At 45.9% G+C, this 16,102-nt stretch carries 12 protein-coding genes and 1 riboswitch; of the genes, 7 read left to right on the top strand and 5 right to left on the bottom strand.

The features are described from left to right. Positions 1-13: 13 nt before the first annotated feature. The 3 genes from F0316_RS06045 to F0316_RS06035 are packed head-to-tail and all read right to left on the bottom strand — an operon-like array spanning position 14 to position 6,886. Entirely contained in the window at positions 14-1,675 is a 1,662-nt protein-coding gene (locus F0316_RS06045) for a response regulator (protein ID WP_149560298.1), read from the bottom strand. A gap of 11 nt (positions 1,676-1,686) precedes the next feature. Further along, entirely contained in the window at positions 1,687-3,441 is a 1,755-nt protein-coding gene (gene vieA, locus F0316_RS06040) for a two-component system response regulator VieA (RefSeq protein WP_149560297.1), read from the bottom strand. 4 nt (positions 3,442-3,445) lie between these two features. Next, on the bottom strand, positions 3,446-6,886 hold the full coding sequence (locus F0316_RS06035; RefSeq protein WP_172626040.1) for an ATP-binding protein: 3,441 nt from the start codon (positions 6,884-6,886) through the stop codon (positions 3,446-3,448). A 521-nt stretch (positions 6,887-7,407) separates the two neighbouring features. After that, a riboswitch (M-box (ykoK) riboswitch) is annotated at positions 7,408-7,577 on the top strand. Between the two features lie 102 nt (positions 7,578-7,679). Between F0316_RS06035 and mgtE the strand changes: the two genes are divergently transcribed. Further along, positions 7,680-9,032, top strand: coding sequence for a magnesium transporter (gene mgtE, locus F0316_RS06030; protein WP_001927913.1), 1,353 nt, complete (start codon positions 7,680-7,682; stop codon positions 9,030-9,032). An 82-nt stretch (positions 9,033-9,114) separates the two neighbouring features. Here the strand turns inward: mgtE and F0316_RS06025 are convergent, their stop codons facing one another. Then, positions 9,115-9,978 carry a DMT family transporter gene (locus F0316_RS06025; protein WP_001260363.1) on the bottom strand — a complete coding sequence of 288 codons (864 nt, stop codon included), beginning with the start codon at positions 9,976-9,978 and terminating at the stop codon, positions 9,115-9,117. Positions 9,979-10,313: 335 nt separating this feature from the next. Here F0316_RS06025 and F0316_RS06020 point away from each other — a divergent pair, with 335 nt between their 5' ends. From F0316_RS06020 to F0316_RS06000, 5 genes are all read left to right on the top strand, one after another. Further along, complete coding sequence (locus tag F0316_RS06020) at positions 10,314-11,567, top strand: aromatic amino acid transport family protein (protein ID WP_002044057.1); 1,254 nt, start codon at positions 10,314-10,316, stop codon at positions 11,565-11,567. Between the two features lie 168 nt (positions 11,568-11,735). Then, positions 11,736-12,683, top strand: a complete 948-nt coding sequence (locus F0316_RS06015; RefSeq protein WP_002044058.1) for an HlyD family secretion protein — start codon at positions 11,736-11,738, stop codon at positions 12,681-12,683. Positions 12,684-12,692: 9 nt separating this feature from the next. Then, entirely contained in the window at positions 12,693-13,619 is a 927-nt protein-coding gene (locus F0316_RS06010) for an ABC transporter ATP-binding protein (RefSeq protein ID WP_001286641.1), read from the top strand. Beyond that, on the top strand, positions 13,616-14,713 hold the full coding sequence (locus F0316_RS06005; protein WP_002044059.1) for an ABC transporter permease: 1,098 nt from the start codon (positions 13,616-13,618) through the stop codon (positions 14,711-14,713). The genes F0316_RS06010 and F0316_RS06005 overlap by 4 nt, the downstream gene beginning before the upstream one ends. A gap of 164 nt (positions 14,714-14,877) precedes the next feature. Continuing rightward, positions 14,878-15,093, top strand: coding sequence for a hypothetical protein (locus F0316_RS06000; RefSeq protein ID WP_000828213.1), 216 nt, complete (start codon positions 14,878-14,880; stop codon positions 15,091-15,093). 5 nt (positions 15,094-15,098) lie between these two features. On the opposite strand, the gene F0316_RS05995 is transcribed toward F0316_RS06000, so the two are convergent. Further along, positions 15,099-15,365 carry a DUF1289 domain-containing protein gene (locus F0316_RS05995; protein WP_000436139.1) on the bottom strand — a complete coding sequence of 89 codons (267 nt, stop codon included), beginning with the start codon at positions 15,363-15,365 and terminating at the stop codon, positions 15,099-15,101. 146 nt (positions 15,366-15,511) lie between these two features. Here F0316_RS05995 and F0316_RS05990 point away from each other — a divergent pair, with 146 nt between their 5' ends. Further along, the gene (locus F0316_RS05990) at positions 15,512-15,955 is read left to right on the top strand and encodes an META domain-containing protein (protein WP_000778133.1); all 444 of its coding nucleotides are present in this window, start codon (positions 15,512-15,514) and stop codon (positions 15,953-15,955) included. Positions 15,956-16,102 lie beyond the last annotated feature (147 nt).

Genomic DNA, 16,102 nt, shown 5'->3' with positions numbered 1-16,102 from the left:
CTGTAGAGGGCGGTTACGCTTCAACTGGTTCGGTTCGCTGTAAACGATAGCGACTACGAAAAGTGAGTGCTTTTCGATACAACTCCGCATATTGAGCTTGCTGTAACTCTTCTTCATTCATCAGTTGTCGGATGGTGCGATGACAACTTTTCAGCCAGCGTTCTGCTTCCGATTCCGTTAATGCCGTCGGCCAGTAGCGAGAAAATATCGTCACCACTTTCATGCATACAGTACGCAATGTCGGGCACTTCTCTAAAATTTCGATGTAAATCGCAAGCAGCGAGTCAATGGTCTGCTGTTTATTACAAAGTGCGTGATAGCGTTGTTCAAGCCATTGCAGCTTCTCTTCATTCGCTTCTTTTAATGCCTTAGCTAAGGCCACTTTACTTTCTAAAACGATGTCTGTTTCTTGATTTAACAGGGTTTCATTACACCAACTGATGCATTTGGCAAATTCAGAGTCAAAACCCATCACATTGAGTAGCCACGTAAAATGGTAGCGGTCTTCAAACAATTCGAACGGTTTAGCGCGATAAATCTTGTTTAAAATTTCCACTGAAACCCCAAATTCACCCTCTTCCATCGCTAAATGCGCAGCCACTAATTCGAGTTGGGCAAGCAGGTCTTCATGCTGGCCTTTATCGTAAAGCCCTTTCAGAATGGATTTCGCCTCTTGCACCCAAAGGTCACGCTGTTCCGATTCCGCTTGTCGGGCGGCATAAAGCAAAGTACGAATAAAATTGAGGTGCATCTGATGATTGTTACGATAAGTCTCTTTGTTAATTTCCACATACAAGCGATAGCGCTCGAGAGCAGAGGCCCCATCCCCAACCGATAAGCACAGATTCGCCAGTACCCATTCACGCTCTGAATGTCCGGGGACAATTTGGTTGGCAACCTGTAAATGGTGAATGGCTTCAGGAATTGAGTTATTGCATAGACTGATGCTCGCCGCTTCCACCCGAGCTCGCACATTATTGGGAGCACTCGCCAGCAGTTCTTGTATCACTTGTGTGGCTTCGACTTGACGCCCGGTCTGCTTGAGGGCATTCGCAAGACCAATTTTTGCCCAATCAAAGTCTTTATGCTCTAACGTTTCGAGGTAGACTTCGCGCGCGTGATCGAAACGGCGCAACTGAGTTAAAAATTCCCCACGAAATTTTTGGATCACGAAATAGTAATCGCCGTAAAAAGGCTCCAGCTCATCACACAAACTCAGACCTAATTCGGCATCGCCATCGCGTTCTGCTTGATAGAGGGCTTTGAGCGCATGTTTGCGTGAGATAGCGTTAGTCAAACGCTCCTGCAAGGTCATGATATTGAAGGGTTTTAGGATATACTCATCCGGTTTGAGCTCCAGAATCGAATGCACGACATACGCCGAATTCTCACCTGTAACTAATACAAATACCGCATCTTGCTTGATGAGTTTATAGTGTTTTAGCTCCTCAAAAACTTGCTTACCATTCAACCCCTTACCGAAGTTGTAATCGCAAATAAAAATATCAAATCTCTGCCTTCCGGCCATGAATACCGCGGCTCGTGGGCTTTTGCTCCACACAATATTGGGTTCAGCAAAACCCAGTTTGAGCAACATACTACGCAAACTGGCAATCACTATCGGCGCATCGTCGATGATTAAAACTTTTAATTCAGCAAAAGTAGGAACAGCCATAACTCTCGGTACTATTTTAATGTTACAAAACGCACCAATTCCATGGCCGATTTAATCCCTAACTTAGTCATAATCCTAGTCTTGTAAGTGCTTACGGTTTTTTGATTGATATCGAGTTGTAGGGCGATTTCCTTATTTGTTAGCCCTTCCACTAACATTTTCGCAACCGTCAACTCTCGCTCAGAAAGCTGAGCAAGCTCTTCTTGTTGCGCCTGTGGATGCACATTGCTCTGCTGCGCTTGCTGTAAGATCCGAGAACTGGTTTCCATCAAAGTATTCGCTTTGACGACGATGGCTTTGGAATCATCCTGTTGAATTTCAGCGGTTAATCCATCATGCAGCACCAAGACAGCCCCTCGATAGTAAGGCTCAAGCAACTCGTGAAATGCCGCAGGACTGATTGTCGATAAAAACCGACTTTCGACGACCAGCAGGTTGATCGGTAAATCGCGCAGTTTGTGCAGCGTCTGCTCAATATCTTGTGCCACAAACACCTTGCTGACGTTCTCTTCTTTATTGAGTACTTTTTGTAATGCCGTGGCGCTGAGCATATGGTTATCCACCAGCAAGATTTGCCAGCCATCATCCATGCTTTGACAACCTAAACACTGACGACGATTTTTAGTGTAAAGCTCGCTCAACTGAGCAATCGGCATGGGCTTAGCCGCGTAGTAACCTTGGCAAGTATCTACCCCAAGTTGACGTAAGTATTGCCATGTCTCTTCGTTCTCTACCCCTTCGACGACGCAGTGCAACCCCAAAGATTGAGCCAGCAACAAACACATATTGGTCAATTGTTGGTGTTTGTAGTTGGTTGCCAAGTCATGCACAAAGCTGCGATCAATCTTGAGTTCCGTAAATGGCAGTTGAGCCAATTGACCTAATGACGCGTAACCCGTACCAAAATCATCAATCGATAAGCCAACACCATACATTCGCAAGCGAGCAAGGTTAGCCAATGAGGTCGGGGTTCCGTTGTATACTTCATGTTCTGTCATCTCTAGAGTCAGTTTGCTTGCGGGAAAGCCATACCGCTCACAGATGGCGAGAATGGGATCACAGATTGAGTGTTGCAAGTTGCGCTGGCTGATGTTGACGGAAAGCTGCAAGTCAGCACCAATACTGGCCAGTGCAGAGACCGACTTTTCTAATACGGTAAGGAAGAGTTTCTCATGCAAGCCACACTGCTCAATTAAAGGCAGAAACACCGCAGGGCTTAACATGCCATGAGTTGGGTGCTCGTAACGTACTAGCGCTTCAACGCCGACCATCGCCCCACTGCGAAAATCAAACTGTGGTTGATAGTAATTAAAAATATGGTCGTGCAGAAAAGCTTGTTCAATCTCGTCACAGGTTAGCGTGATTGCAGGTTTGTGACTGGTTTTAGGCTCCGTTTGCTTTTGAAACCCCTCGACAACACGCTGTAAATCCTCCACTTCGTAGGGCTTAGGTAGGCGATCAACATAAGCAAATCCAGCCAAACTACACATGTTGTGTGTTAACTCAAGAATCGTATCTTCCACCGCGCTGAGTATCACCACACCTAGCTTAGGTGCCTGTAAACTCAGTTGTGATAACAAACTGATCCCATCCATCTGCGGCATTCGAATATCGCAAAACATCAAATCGATACCCACTTTGTTACACAGTTCTAAGGCAGCAAATCCGTTTTCAGCCAAGATGACGTCATCCAACCCAAGCTGTCTTAGCTTGAGCTTCAGGCTCGTCGCCTGAATTCGATCATCTTCTACTATCATTATTTTCATAACGTTATTCGCTCTGATGCTGATGAAGCCACTGTTGTGCCTGCTCGACCACTTCATGCATGGCATTGATCAGTTGCTGCTTATCGGCCACAAGTTGTTGTGGATCGTTTTGTTTCTCAACGGTTTTAGCCAAATCGGCTAACCGCTGCAATTGAAGGGAGCCGGCTGCCCCTTTGATTCGATGTGCCAGTGCTTTGACATCACAGTCTGGCTGATTGAGTAAAGCGATATCTTGAGCAAGTGACTCAGCCACTACCATTGCCATCTCCTCGCGCTCCTCTTCTTGGTAAGCGTCAAGCCAAGATTGTTCAGGCAGTGCGACCCATTGAGTTGTGAGATAACGACTGAGTACTTTGCGCAAATTGGCTAAGGTATAAGGTTTGTAAATCACCTTATCCATACCCGCTTGCAGAGCTTGTTCTGCAGCTAGGCGCGAATCTTCTGCAGTACAACCCACAACTGCACCTTTAAATAGGGATATCTCTTGCTTCACTTTTCGCGTTAAAGCAAACCCATCAAGATGTGGCATATGGCAGTCAGTAATCAACAAATCATACTGCTTAGGATGTTGCGAGAGCTTTTCGAAAGCTTGCAATCCATCACTCACCAAGGTGGCACTCAAACCAAGTTCACTGAGCTGTTTTTTGATCAATAAACGGTTAATCGCATCATCATCGGCCACTAATACGTGACCTTGTAGCAAACGAGAATGGGCAGGCTCAGCTTGAGCCTGAGTCAGATTGGAGACCTCTCTGAGCCTATTGAGCAGCAAATCTGGATAAATATTGTGGCCACTCTGCTCGACCCACTCTTCATTCTCTTCCACTCGCATTCCCAGCGCTTTTGCCCACAGCATATAAGGGGAGCGATAAGACATAGCAACGACTTGCCCACGAAACTCATCACAAGTTTGCGTCACAAGAGGCAAGTTCACTTGGATTTGCGTCCCTTGCTCAAACTTACTCTTCACCTCAATCTTGCCATTCATCAGTTCAATCAGGTTGGCGACAATCGACATACCTAAGCCTGTTCCACCAAAGCGACGAGTGATTGTGCTGTCAGCTTGTGCAAAAGGAACAAACAGCGACTCGATTTGCGTTTGAGTCATTCCGCAACCGGTATCTTCGACCACAATAGTTAACATCTCAGGGGCAACGTCGATTTTAAAAACCACTCGTCCTTGGTCAGTAAATTTGATCGCATTAGAAAGAAGATTGGTCACGATCTGGTTAAAACGCAAGGAATCGAAGTTCGCAAGCAGTAACGAATTCGGCGACCAAATCACATCAAACTCAATCTCTTTGAGCTGTGCACTGGCTTCAAACCCACGCAATAACGGCCCAAGTTCATCGGCTAAATTGTACAGCCCAATATCCAGCTGCAACTGCTGCGCCTCTATCTTTGAGAAATCCAAAATATCGTTAACGTGTAATTTCAAACGCTCTGCCGAGCTTATCGCATTGGTCAACAGCAGTTGGCTTTCGCTGCTTTTTAAACGTGAAGCCAAAATCTCCATCAGTCCCAGCATCGCCGCAATCGGTGTACGTAACTCATGACTGACGACTGCCAAGAAATGATTTCGCGCTTCTACCGCCTGTAACGCTTGCTCATTAGATTGACGCAAAGCCTGCTCAGTTTCTTTTAATTCCGTAATATCGTTGAACAGCGTTAAATAGTACTTACGTTGATTAATCGGGTGAGAAATGGCACGGCGTGTCACATGAAAATAGTGTTCGCCGATAGAGCAATTAGATTTTGGAGCTTGAATAATGATCGAGAATTCCGCTTCATGTTGGTCTGGAAGCGCAAGAAATGAACACTCAGGCTGCGGTTGAACACACCCTTTTTCACAGCAGGTGTGATAAATTTTCCGATAAGCCGCATTGGTTAAAACAACCTCACCTTTTGCATCCGAAATAAATATCATGCTCGGAATGGCGTCCAGTAATTCCGTCAACCAACGTAGCTGCTCAGTAGATAACTTGGCAACTTGTTCGGAGCTGCGTAATTTACCGCGTAAACGACTGAGCGATAAGGTGAGGATAAGTCCGATACTTAATAAACCACACAATATGATTAAGGCATATATCAGGACTTTCTGTTTGTCATAGCCAAAATAGACTGTGACGCGGTCATAGGCACCTTTGATTTCATCAATCTCTTGTTGGCTGAAGGTGGCTAACACCTTTTGCAGCATGTTTTGTAAACCTCGGGCATCTTTACGTACAAGCATCGTCATATCGGCTCGAAGATCTTGCCCCTCAGTCAATGGGGAGAGTTTGAAAGCGTCTTGATGACCATCCAACAACATCTGATTAATCAGTACTTTATTAAGAAGCCCATGCGTAATATCCCCCTTTTCTAACGCTTGCTCAAGGTCATACATGCTGCGGTATACTTTCACATCAGATAAATTCTTTTGTACCGCAATATAAGCGTTAAACTTGCCTGTGCGATCAAGAATGCCAGTAATTGGGGTGGTATAAGGCCGAGTTGTTTCTATATAGCCAAATTGGATATCCGTGTATCTGCCTGTATGGATGAAATATCGGTCATCGACATAAGTCATATTAAAGCTAGGGATAAGATCCACTTTGCCATGACGCAGCATATCTTCTACATCTCGGCCGTAGGCAGGAACAAACTCGAATTTAAGAATACTCTTAGTACTGATTCTCTCTAATAAATCATGTACATAACCTTTGTATTTTTTCTCTTTTTCATCCCAATATGACATCGGAAATAAATCGTCTTGAATTGTATAGCGAACGACTGGATTAACATTTTCATTTCGTAAAATATTTAAATTCGCTTGATCATTTAGGAAATAAACATCTGCCGAATTTAATTTATTCTCCGTCAGTCCCTGTTTGTCAGCGTCAATAACTTTATTGATTGCTGACAATAACAGAGGCTCATTGTTATTGATCAATATACGGTTTGTTTGTACGCCCAAGTCTGGATCAAAAATCACTTTACCCAATGCTAAACGCTTTTGGCTTAAGTAGTGATTTAAGGACACATAATTTGTCACCGTCGCATCCGCAATCCCTTGACGAATCATTTCCACAGAGCTGCTGTAGTTACGAGCCATAATAATATTGGGATAACCACGATCTTTGAGAATTTCACAATAGGATGTGCCTTGAATACAGACCCATTTTAAACTGGCAAAGGGTTTTTCTTCCATGGCTTTATCGCGTAACCAAATAACGCGTACATTCTCATATAAAGGCTTAGAAAATAGGAACTTTCCTTCACGCGCAAGGGTTTGTCCAAACCCTATCGCCATATCCGCTTTACCCATGCTGACGGCGTTAAGTAAAGCTTCAATGGTATCAAAGCCTTTGTACTCAATGTTGATCCCGAGCTCTTTGGCTATCCCTGAGGCAAAATCATGCTCAATACCTATCGGCTCCTGACCTGTCCCCCCCCAGTAAGGCATCCAGATTTCTTTTAATACTGCAATGGTGACTGTAGATTTTTGCTCTAGATACGCTTGCTCATTCGGAGCCAAATAATCTGCAGCACGCACAAATAATGCAAAAACACTTAACAGTAATGTAAAGAAATATCGTTTCAATCGTCACAGACCCATGGCAGAGATCACACTTATAGATAAATAATAATGTAATAAAGATAAAATAGGCAACGTTATTAATAGCTTTAGCGTAAATAAATCCTCCTATTCTGTTGTTGTGATCTTTTTGAGAGAAAATTCCTACAGAAGAAAATTAGTGAGATGAATATTATTTTATTCAGCACCAAGCAATATCATGCAAATGCATAATTCTGACCAAAACTTTACGTAACTATTACATTTTTCACCACATTTCGGCTTGCACTGGCAAAACTATCACACCTATAATCCCCGCCGCTCAAGCTGTTGAGCATTAAAATCCTTTTGATGAGGGAGTCATGGCCTTCAAGCCTATTTTTTGTCAAAGGGAAATATACTGTGTAATTACAGCATCTCGTTAGGCGAGGCTCCTGTACAAACATAGGCCACTGATCTCACGACATCCAGAGATGCCCAAGATCAGGACAGTTTTCATCGGATTAAGGTGTTAACCCAAGTGGCTTTCGCGTGAGCGAATACGTTGTGCAGTGCTGAAGCTGGGACTCGGGGATGAAGCCTTTTTCATACCATTTCCTTTTCGCTCGTCCAATTACTGCTGTTTTCTTGCATCAAAGTTCAAACAATTCAGGTCTGTCCTGAGTCACATGAGGTATGTGTGATGAATGTAATGAAAACAAACCACTCTGTTGTTGCGGCAGCACAACTGAAACAACTCAATGAATTTGCTCGCAAACTCGCGCACTCTTCACGTCGCGATAAGTGGGTGGAAAAACTGTTCAAACTCACCGAACCAGAAATTCATTTTGTTTTACAACAGCTCACTGGTGAACAACTGGCTGAACTGATCCTGTTGCTATCTCCTCCCCGTGCAGGTCATTTATTGTGTGTTATGGATAGCAACGCCCTCAATCTTGGCTTGGCTTACGCCAATCCTCGCGTTGTCGAAAAAGCCTTACGTAGCTTAAATGAAAATGAGCTGCATGGCGTTTTCAACATGATGAATCCGATCAATGCGGAGCGTTATCGTGAACGTCTGCGCTGGGGAGAAGAGAGCGTTGCCGCACATATGCATACGCAGCGTCTGGCTCTGCTTGAATCACAAACTGTGGTTGAAGCGAAAGAGGTGCTGTATGAATCTTGGGGCGATTCACAAGCGCGCCATCGTCTTTACGTCGTCAATCAACATGGTTTGCTACTTGGGGCGATTGATCCTAAAGCGCTGCTGATGGCGCATTCCGATCAGGCGTTGAGTGACCTTATTGAGCCACAATGTCTGACTCTCGATGCCGATCTTGACCAAGAACAAGCGGCGCGTCTGCTGCTTGAGCATAACTTATCGGTGCTGCCCGTCGTACATCAGCAGCAGTTAGTCGGTTTTTTCCATCTGGAAGAAGCGGTCAGTATCTTAGAAAAAGAAACCACGGAAGATGCTGAAATGCAAGGTGGCTCCATGCCACTTGATGCGAGCTATCTACAAACGTCACCTTGGCAATTGTGGAAAAAACGCATTGTCTGGCTTTTGGTGCTGTTTGTGGCGGAAGCCTACACGGGCACGGTTTTACGCTCTTTTGAGGAGCAGTTGGAAGCGGCGATCGCCCTCGCCTTCTTTATTCCGCTACTCATCGGTACCGGTGGTAATAGTGGTACGCAAATTACCACCACCATAGTGCGCGCCATGGCTGTCGGTGAAGTGAGTTTACGCAATCTTGGCACCGTACTTCGCAAAGAATTGTCAACCAGCACACTGGTTGCGCTGGCGATGGCAATGGCTGCGTGGATCCGTGCTTGGACGCTGGGTGTCGGCCCTGAAATCGGTTTGGTGGTGATGCTAACGATTCTGGCGATAGTGCTATGGAGCGCGCTGGTATCATCGGTCATTCCTATGGTACTGCGCCGTATGAATGTCGACCCAGCGGTAGTCTCCGCACCGTTCATCGCAACCTTAGTCGATGGTACTGGCCTTATCATCTACTTTGAAATCGCCAAACTGATCTTGCCTGAATTGGCTTAATCCGTATTAGATTGAATGGATAACGAACACCGCCAGCGTCATGCTGGCGGTGTTATATGAGGCCTTTTGCTTTGCTCCGTAGTTATCGCAAACGCAGCAAGCTGACTCGATACAACAGCAAAGAGGCTAACAGAAATCCACAGCCCAACATTTTGTTAAATGGCATGGTTTCTTGGTAAATCACCACACTTAACACTAACGTCCACACCGGCTCCAACAGCATCAGTAGCGCCGCATTCGTCGGATTGGCACTCTTTTGTCCCATGGTTTGCATTAAATAACGCAAGCTAGTGGCCAATAACACACTCAATGCAAACCACTTCCAGGTCACTAGACTGATGGTCGCAGGCCAACTTTCAGTTAACCAAGATAACGTGATACCCAAACAGCCTGCAGTAAACAATTGTAAGGTAGTCAATAACATAGGCGGAAGCTGGCTTGAGAAACGGCTATTGAAGTTAAAGTGCAGCGCCAAACAACATGAGGCCGCTAAAAACCACAACTGATTCGCGGCAAATTGCCAAGTGCCATTCCATGCCAACAAGAAGAGCCCCACAACAGCCACGGGCAGTGAAAGCCAAAAGGCACGAATCGGTCGCTGTCCGAAAATCGGCCATGCCAATAGCGGTACAAACAACATAGAGAGGCTCATGATAAACGCGCCCTCACCCAAGGTATCACTGATTGAAATGGCATGGATCCAACAAAAAAGTGACGCGGCGAGTAAAACCCCGACCCCCATCGATTGAAAACACGCTTGCCGTGAGGCTTGTTTCAACGCATTCAAGCAAAATGGCAACAAACAAAGCGAGGCCGCGATAAAGCGTAAGCCAATAAAGCCAAACGGGGGCAATTCTTGAATCGCTTGCTTCGAGAAAACCCAGCCTCCCGCAGCTAATAAGGTGGTCACAACAAGCAGCAATTCAGCAGGAAAACGAGTACGCATGGTTCATAAGATTGATAAGAAGAGTTATGACAGCGATTGTGCGCGAAAAGCGTGCCGCATACCAGCGTCGATTCCCTTTAGGCATCGACTCACCTATCATTGAGCAAAAATCGAGCGAACAATCAAATTTACTAAAAAACATAAAATTTTAGTATTTAATTTCAAATAAAAACCACAAACTTAGATTAATAACCTGAGTTTTTCAATTTTTCATAGTTTGCAAACTAAGCACATACGGAAAATTTCAGTGATTATGACCAGTGTCGCAAAATGATCATAACCACTAATAGGAGTAGGATTCGCCACATTATTATTTTTAGAGAAGTGAGATTTCAGTGAAAGACTCTCAGGAAGTAACCCATTTTAGTGCTGCCCGTTCCTCAAAATGGACTCAACATGATACCTATTGGTTACTGAGCTTATTCGGTACAGCAGTAGGTGCAGGGATTTTATTTTTACCGATCAATATTGGTTTAGGCGGATTCTGGCCGCTGGTGCTGATGGCAGTCTTAGCCTTTCCTATGACCTATCTTTCGCATCGTGGACTGGCGCGTTTTGTACTTTCATCACGTCGTCCAAATGCCGATTTTACTGATGTGGTGGAAGAACATTTTGGCCAAAATGCTGGCCGATTGATTTCCCTACTCTATTTTTTATCGATTTTTCCTATTCTGCTTATCTACGGTGTTGGCCTTACCAACACAGTCGATAGTTTCTTGGTTAACCAAGCGGACATGGTATCGCCGCCACGCGCACTACTTTCTGGTGCTTTAGTGTTTGGGCTTATCGCTATCATGCTCAGTGGCGAGAAAATCATGCTGCGCGCTTTTGCCATCATGGTTTATCCGCTGGCGGCGATCCTTGCCCTACTCTCGCTGTATTTGATCCCTTACTGGTCAATGCCTTCATTTGATTTTCCGCAAACCAGCGATTTTCTGCACACTGTATGGCTGGCCGTACCGGTAGTGGTGTTCTCATTCAGCCATGCGGCCGCCATTTCAAGTTTTGCCAATATCCAGCGTCGTCATTATGGTGAACAAGCCGATCAAAAGTCTGAGCAGATTCTGCGCCACACTAGTGTGGTCTTAATTTTGTTTGTGTTGCTGTTTGTCTTCTCTTGTGTACTTGCCCTTTCGCCACAAGCACTGCAAGAAGCCAAAGCGCAAAACGTTTCGGTGCTGACTTATCTGGCCAATGTCACTGACAACCCATTCATCGCGACGCTCGGGCCTCTGGTCGCCTTCATCGCCATCACCTCTTCCTTCCTCGGCCACTTCTTAGGGGCGCGCGAAAGTTTATCTGGCCTACTGACCAAAAACTTAGGGGTATCACTACGTTTGGCGGAACGTCTCACCATCGGCTTTTTATTTGTCACCATCTGGATCGCTGCAATCCTCAACCCAAGCATTTTGGGCATGATGGAAGCGCTTTCTGGCCCAGTCATCGCAATGATTCTATTCATAATGCCGATGATTGCCGTCTTTAAGGTGCACGCCCTGCGTGAACATCAAAAACGTTTCAGCACTTTCTTCGTGTTACTGGTTGGATTGCTCGCCGTTTCTGCTCTGCTCTACAGTTTACTCCGCTAAATTTCCTGCGCGATTGGCTCCCGGTTGGGAGCCAAATTCCACACTGCCTCATTTCTGATGAATAAATCCAGTTCAACCTGTCACAGAGTTGGCCAATAATCAGTGCAACAATCCTTTATCACAACATACACTTAGATGTAGGTTATTGAGCACAATGGCGGTGGACACATGATTCAATCTCTCTCAATAGCAAGCCTACTGGCGTTGCTGCTCAGTGCTTGTAGTGCAGAAAACCCACCTCAAGCATTAGGAACCCTAGAGCGCGATCGCATCACTTTCAGCGCAACCAGTAACGAAATCATTCGTGAACTCCCCATCGCAGAAGGCGAGCACGTTAAAGTCGGTGATGTGCTAGTCAAGCTCGATAGCCAGATCCAAACGACCTTATTGACTCAAGCATTGGCACAACAAGCCAAAGCTCAGGCCTCATTGAATAAACTGACGAACGGCGAACGCCCCGAAGATATCGCCGTTGCCCAAGCTCGCGTTGCGAAAGCACGGGCTCAACACAAAGAAGCAGAATTGACACTAAACCGTAAAGCAGAGTTGGTGGCAAAACGGTTGATCAGTCAATCGGAAGTGGATGCTGCACGCTCGGCGCGTGATTCTGCGCAAGCAGAGCTGGCGTCGGCACATGAAGAATTCACTAAATTGACCGCTGGAGCTCGAATCGAAGACATAGAACAAGCCAAAGCCGAACTGGCCGTAGCCCAAGCCAATGTCACCTTGCAACAACAAAAACTCGATGAACTGACTATCCTTGCCACCCGCGATGGCATTCTCGATAGTCTCCCTTACCATCTTGGTGAACGCGTAGCGAACAATGCTGTGGTCGCGATTGTGCAAGCCGACCGCTTACCGTACGCGCGGGTTTATGTGCCCGCAACTCACCGCGCAGCGTTTGTGGTTGGCCAAACGGTGACCGTGCATGTGGACGGCATCAAAGATCAATATCAAGGCAAAATTCGCTGGGTCGCGAATGAGCCTTCTTTTACTCCTTACTATGCGTTAACAGAAAAAGAGCGCTCACGTTTGATGTATTTGGCCGAAGTGGATCTGCCTGAGAGTGCGATGGCTCTGCCATCGGGTTTGCCCGCCCAAGTCGATTTGCCGTAAGGAGCCGCAATGAGCGATTACGCCATCCATGCCGAAAATGTCGTCAAACAATTTGGGCATTTTACCGCTATAGAAAACATTAACTTAAAAGTAGAACGCGGCAGCATCTACGGCTTTTTAGGGCCGAATGGCTGCGGTAAATCGACCACGATTCGCGTGTTAACTGGTTTGCTGCAGCCTACCGCTGGGCAGGTCAACGTACTTGGGCTCTCAATTCCCAAGCAATCCGAACTGCTGCGTTTGAAAATTGGTTATATGACGCAAAAATTCTCGCTGTATGACGACCTTACGGTGCAAGAAAATTTGCAGTTTATTGGCCAGATTTTCGGTATGAATCGCAGTACATTACAACAGCGCACCCAAGCGCAACTCAAAACTTATGGTTTAGATGAACGACGTAAGCAGCGTGTTTCAGGCATGAGTGGTGGACAAAAACAGCGTTTGGCATTGGCCGCTGCAACTATGCATAACCCTGAGTTACTGTTTCTTGATGAACCTACGTCTGCGGTTGATCCAGAGAACCGCCGTGAGTTTTGGGAGCAATTGTTTGACCTTTCCGCGCAAGGCACCACGATTCTGGTTACCACGCACTATATGGATGAAGCTGAGCGCTGTCACCGTTTGGCCATTATGGAAGCGGGGGAAATTCGCGCTGACGATGAGCCTGAAAAATTGATGCAGCAGATGGGGGTAAATGTGGTAGAAATAAAAGCTCCGGCACTACGGAGTCTAAAAGAACAGTTGCTCAATTTTTCGCAAGTTCGCTCAGCTGCACAGCTCGGCATTCGCTTACGCGTACTAGTCCATCGTGATGTCATTGACCCTATCCTATGGCTTCGCCATACCTTTCCTCAATTGGCCGCTGCAGAATTAACCCTTGCCCGGCCGAGCTTAGAAGATGTCTTTGTTACCGTCACAGGTAAGGGGCGACAATGAACAGCCTGTTTCGCATTAAAGCGGTCTTGGTGAAGGAGTTTCGTCAGTTATCACGCGATCGCATTACTTTTGGCATGGTTGTGATGATCCCACTCATTCAACTCTTACTATTTGGTTTTGCGATTAATACCGATGTGCGCAATATACCGATTGGCGTGGTGGATCAAAGCGACTCCTCATTCAGTCGGTTACTTGTGGAATCCGTCAAAGTCACTCAAGTGATCCGCGTCAAGCAGCACTATCTCACGGTTAATGAGGCGGAAAAAGCGATTGCCAGTGGTGATATTCGCGCAGCGCTGATCTTGCCGAACGATCTGGTCGCACGCAGCCAACAACAACGTGAATTAGGGCAATGGTTGATTGATGGTTCAGATACCATGATCGCAGGCGCGCTGTTAGGGCTAAAAAATATGCCGCTTACCGATCTTCCAACCCTCGGCATCCAACCTTTAACGCCCACTTTTGAAATCACTTTACTTTACAACCCCAGCCGCCGTTCTGCGGTGAATATCGTTCCCGGCTTACTCGGGGTTATCTTAACCATGACCATGATCTTGTTTACCAGTGCAGCAATTGTGCGTGAGCGCGAACGAGGCAATTTGGAGCTTTTGATCACCACTCCTGTCCATTCCATTGAGTTGATGATAGGAAAAATCGTCCCGTACATTTTTGTTGGTTTGATCCAAGTGGCGATTATTCTTGGTTTAGGGCATTTTATTTTTGCCGTTCCGATTAATGGCGCGTTAAGCCAAATTCTATTCGGCACTTTACTCTTCATTTCTGCCAGTTTGACCTTGGGTTTAGTCATTTCCACCATCGCCAACACCCAGCTCCAAGCCATGCAGATGACAGTATTTATTCTACTTCCTTCCATTCTCCTCTCCGGATTCATGTTTCCGTATGAAGGAATGCCTACCGCGGCACAATGGCTCTCTGAACTGCTCCCCGCGACTCACTTTATGCGTTTGATCCGTGGCATTGTATTACGTGGGGCAGATTTAGCTGACTTGTGGCGCGATACGCTCTGGCTCGCGCTCTTTACTCTCTTTGGATTGATGCTGGCTGCGCTGCGCTTTAAAAAATCGCTCGATTAGCCCTCTATTGGGGCAAACAGAGTGATAGCACCGAAAAATATGAACGAGATAGCGAAATAGAGCGCAAGAATACCATTAGAAAATGTACGGCAAATGACCATTGACGATAGTGTGACTGAGTTCTAACTTTTAAACTCAGTCGCTCAACAATTGGAGGTTTGCCAATGAAACGCAATAGCAAGAGTTATCGTCTAAAACTGATAAGAGAGGTCGCCACTCGTAAGCAACAAGTAGAAAGCTGCAGCGATCCCATGGCTCGCTACATTTATGAAATGATGACCCAAGTAAAAGATCCGAGTGCTAATGAACCGCGTAAATTTGCGGGCAACCATTTCGATGATCAAGTAGGAGGTTGGGTCAGTGATTTGTGGTCTGAATAGACAGGTCAAAACAGAGTCTGCTGAGCGTCAGTCGGCGGTACTGTACTCTCGCTCAGATTTTCCGTTTTGCTCTGACCACGCGCCTCCAGCTGTTTACGGCGATAACGTTGCCGACAGAGTTTAATCACATGTAATTGCTGCGCAGGAGTCATGCTCAGCCACTCAAAACGCTCCTCACGCTTACGTAAACAACCTTTGCAATAGCCTTTCTCATCGACACTGCATACCCCAATGCAAGGGCTGACAATATTGAAAAACTCCAATTGCTCCATAAGTGAATCACATCCTTTTCTACTGGCTTCGTAGTGGCTTATAAGGCGACTAGGTTCAAAGTTTCATATAAACCATGACCTTATGCTGACAAAAACAGTGTTTTATTCACTATACTGTGCGGGTTTCCACATTCGGAGTGAATAATATGAAGCTTAGTTCAAAATCATTACTTGCCGCAATCACCCTTCCTGTATTGATGACCGCTTGTGCAAGCAATGGTGATGCCGTGCAGATTACCGCTCAAGATCTTCAACACCATAATTGGCAACTGACTCAAATTGATGGCAAAGATGTGGTGAAAAGCGAACACGAACAAGCACCACGTTTGGAGATCGGTGAACAGATGATGGCCAGCGGGAATGCCGGCTGTAATAACTTCTTTGGTAAGGCTGAACTCAAAGATAACCAATTCCGCATTGAGAAAATGGGCATGACCATGAAAATGTGCATTGGTGATGCCATGGATACGGAGCAAGCCGTGTCACAAACCTTGACCGACTGGAGCCAGATCACCTTGACCAAAGAGACGCTGACGCTGAAGAACGATGTTCACACGCTAACCTTTACCCTGCGTGACTGGGTTAAATAACGCCTTTCCCAGAGCAGTCGTTTAACGTCGGCATAAGATAACGGCAGCGCACATCGCTGCCGTTTTTATTTCACCCTCTTTAATCCTGACCTCGCCACACTTAAGGCAAGCAAAACAAGCATTTTGAATTTTTTCCTTCATAATGAA

It is taken from the genome of Vibrio cholerae (genome assembly GCF_008369605.1).
Classification (GTDB): Bacteria; Pseudomonadota; Gammaproteobacteria; order Enterobacterales; family Vibrionaceae; genus Vibrio; species Vibrio cholerae.
This window is presented reverse-complemented; position numbering and strand designations above follow the sequence as displayed.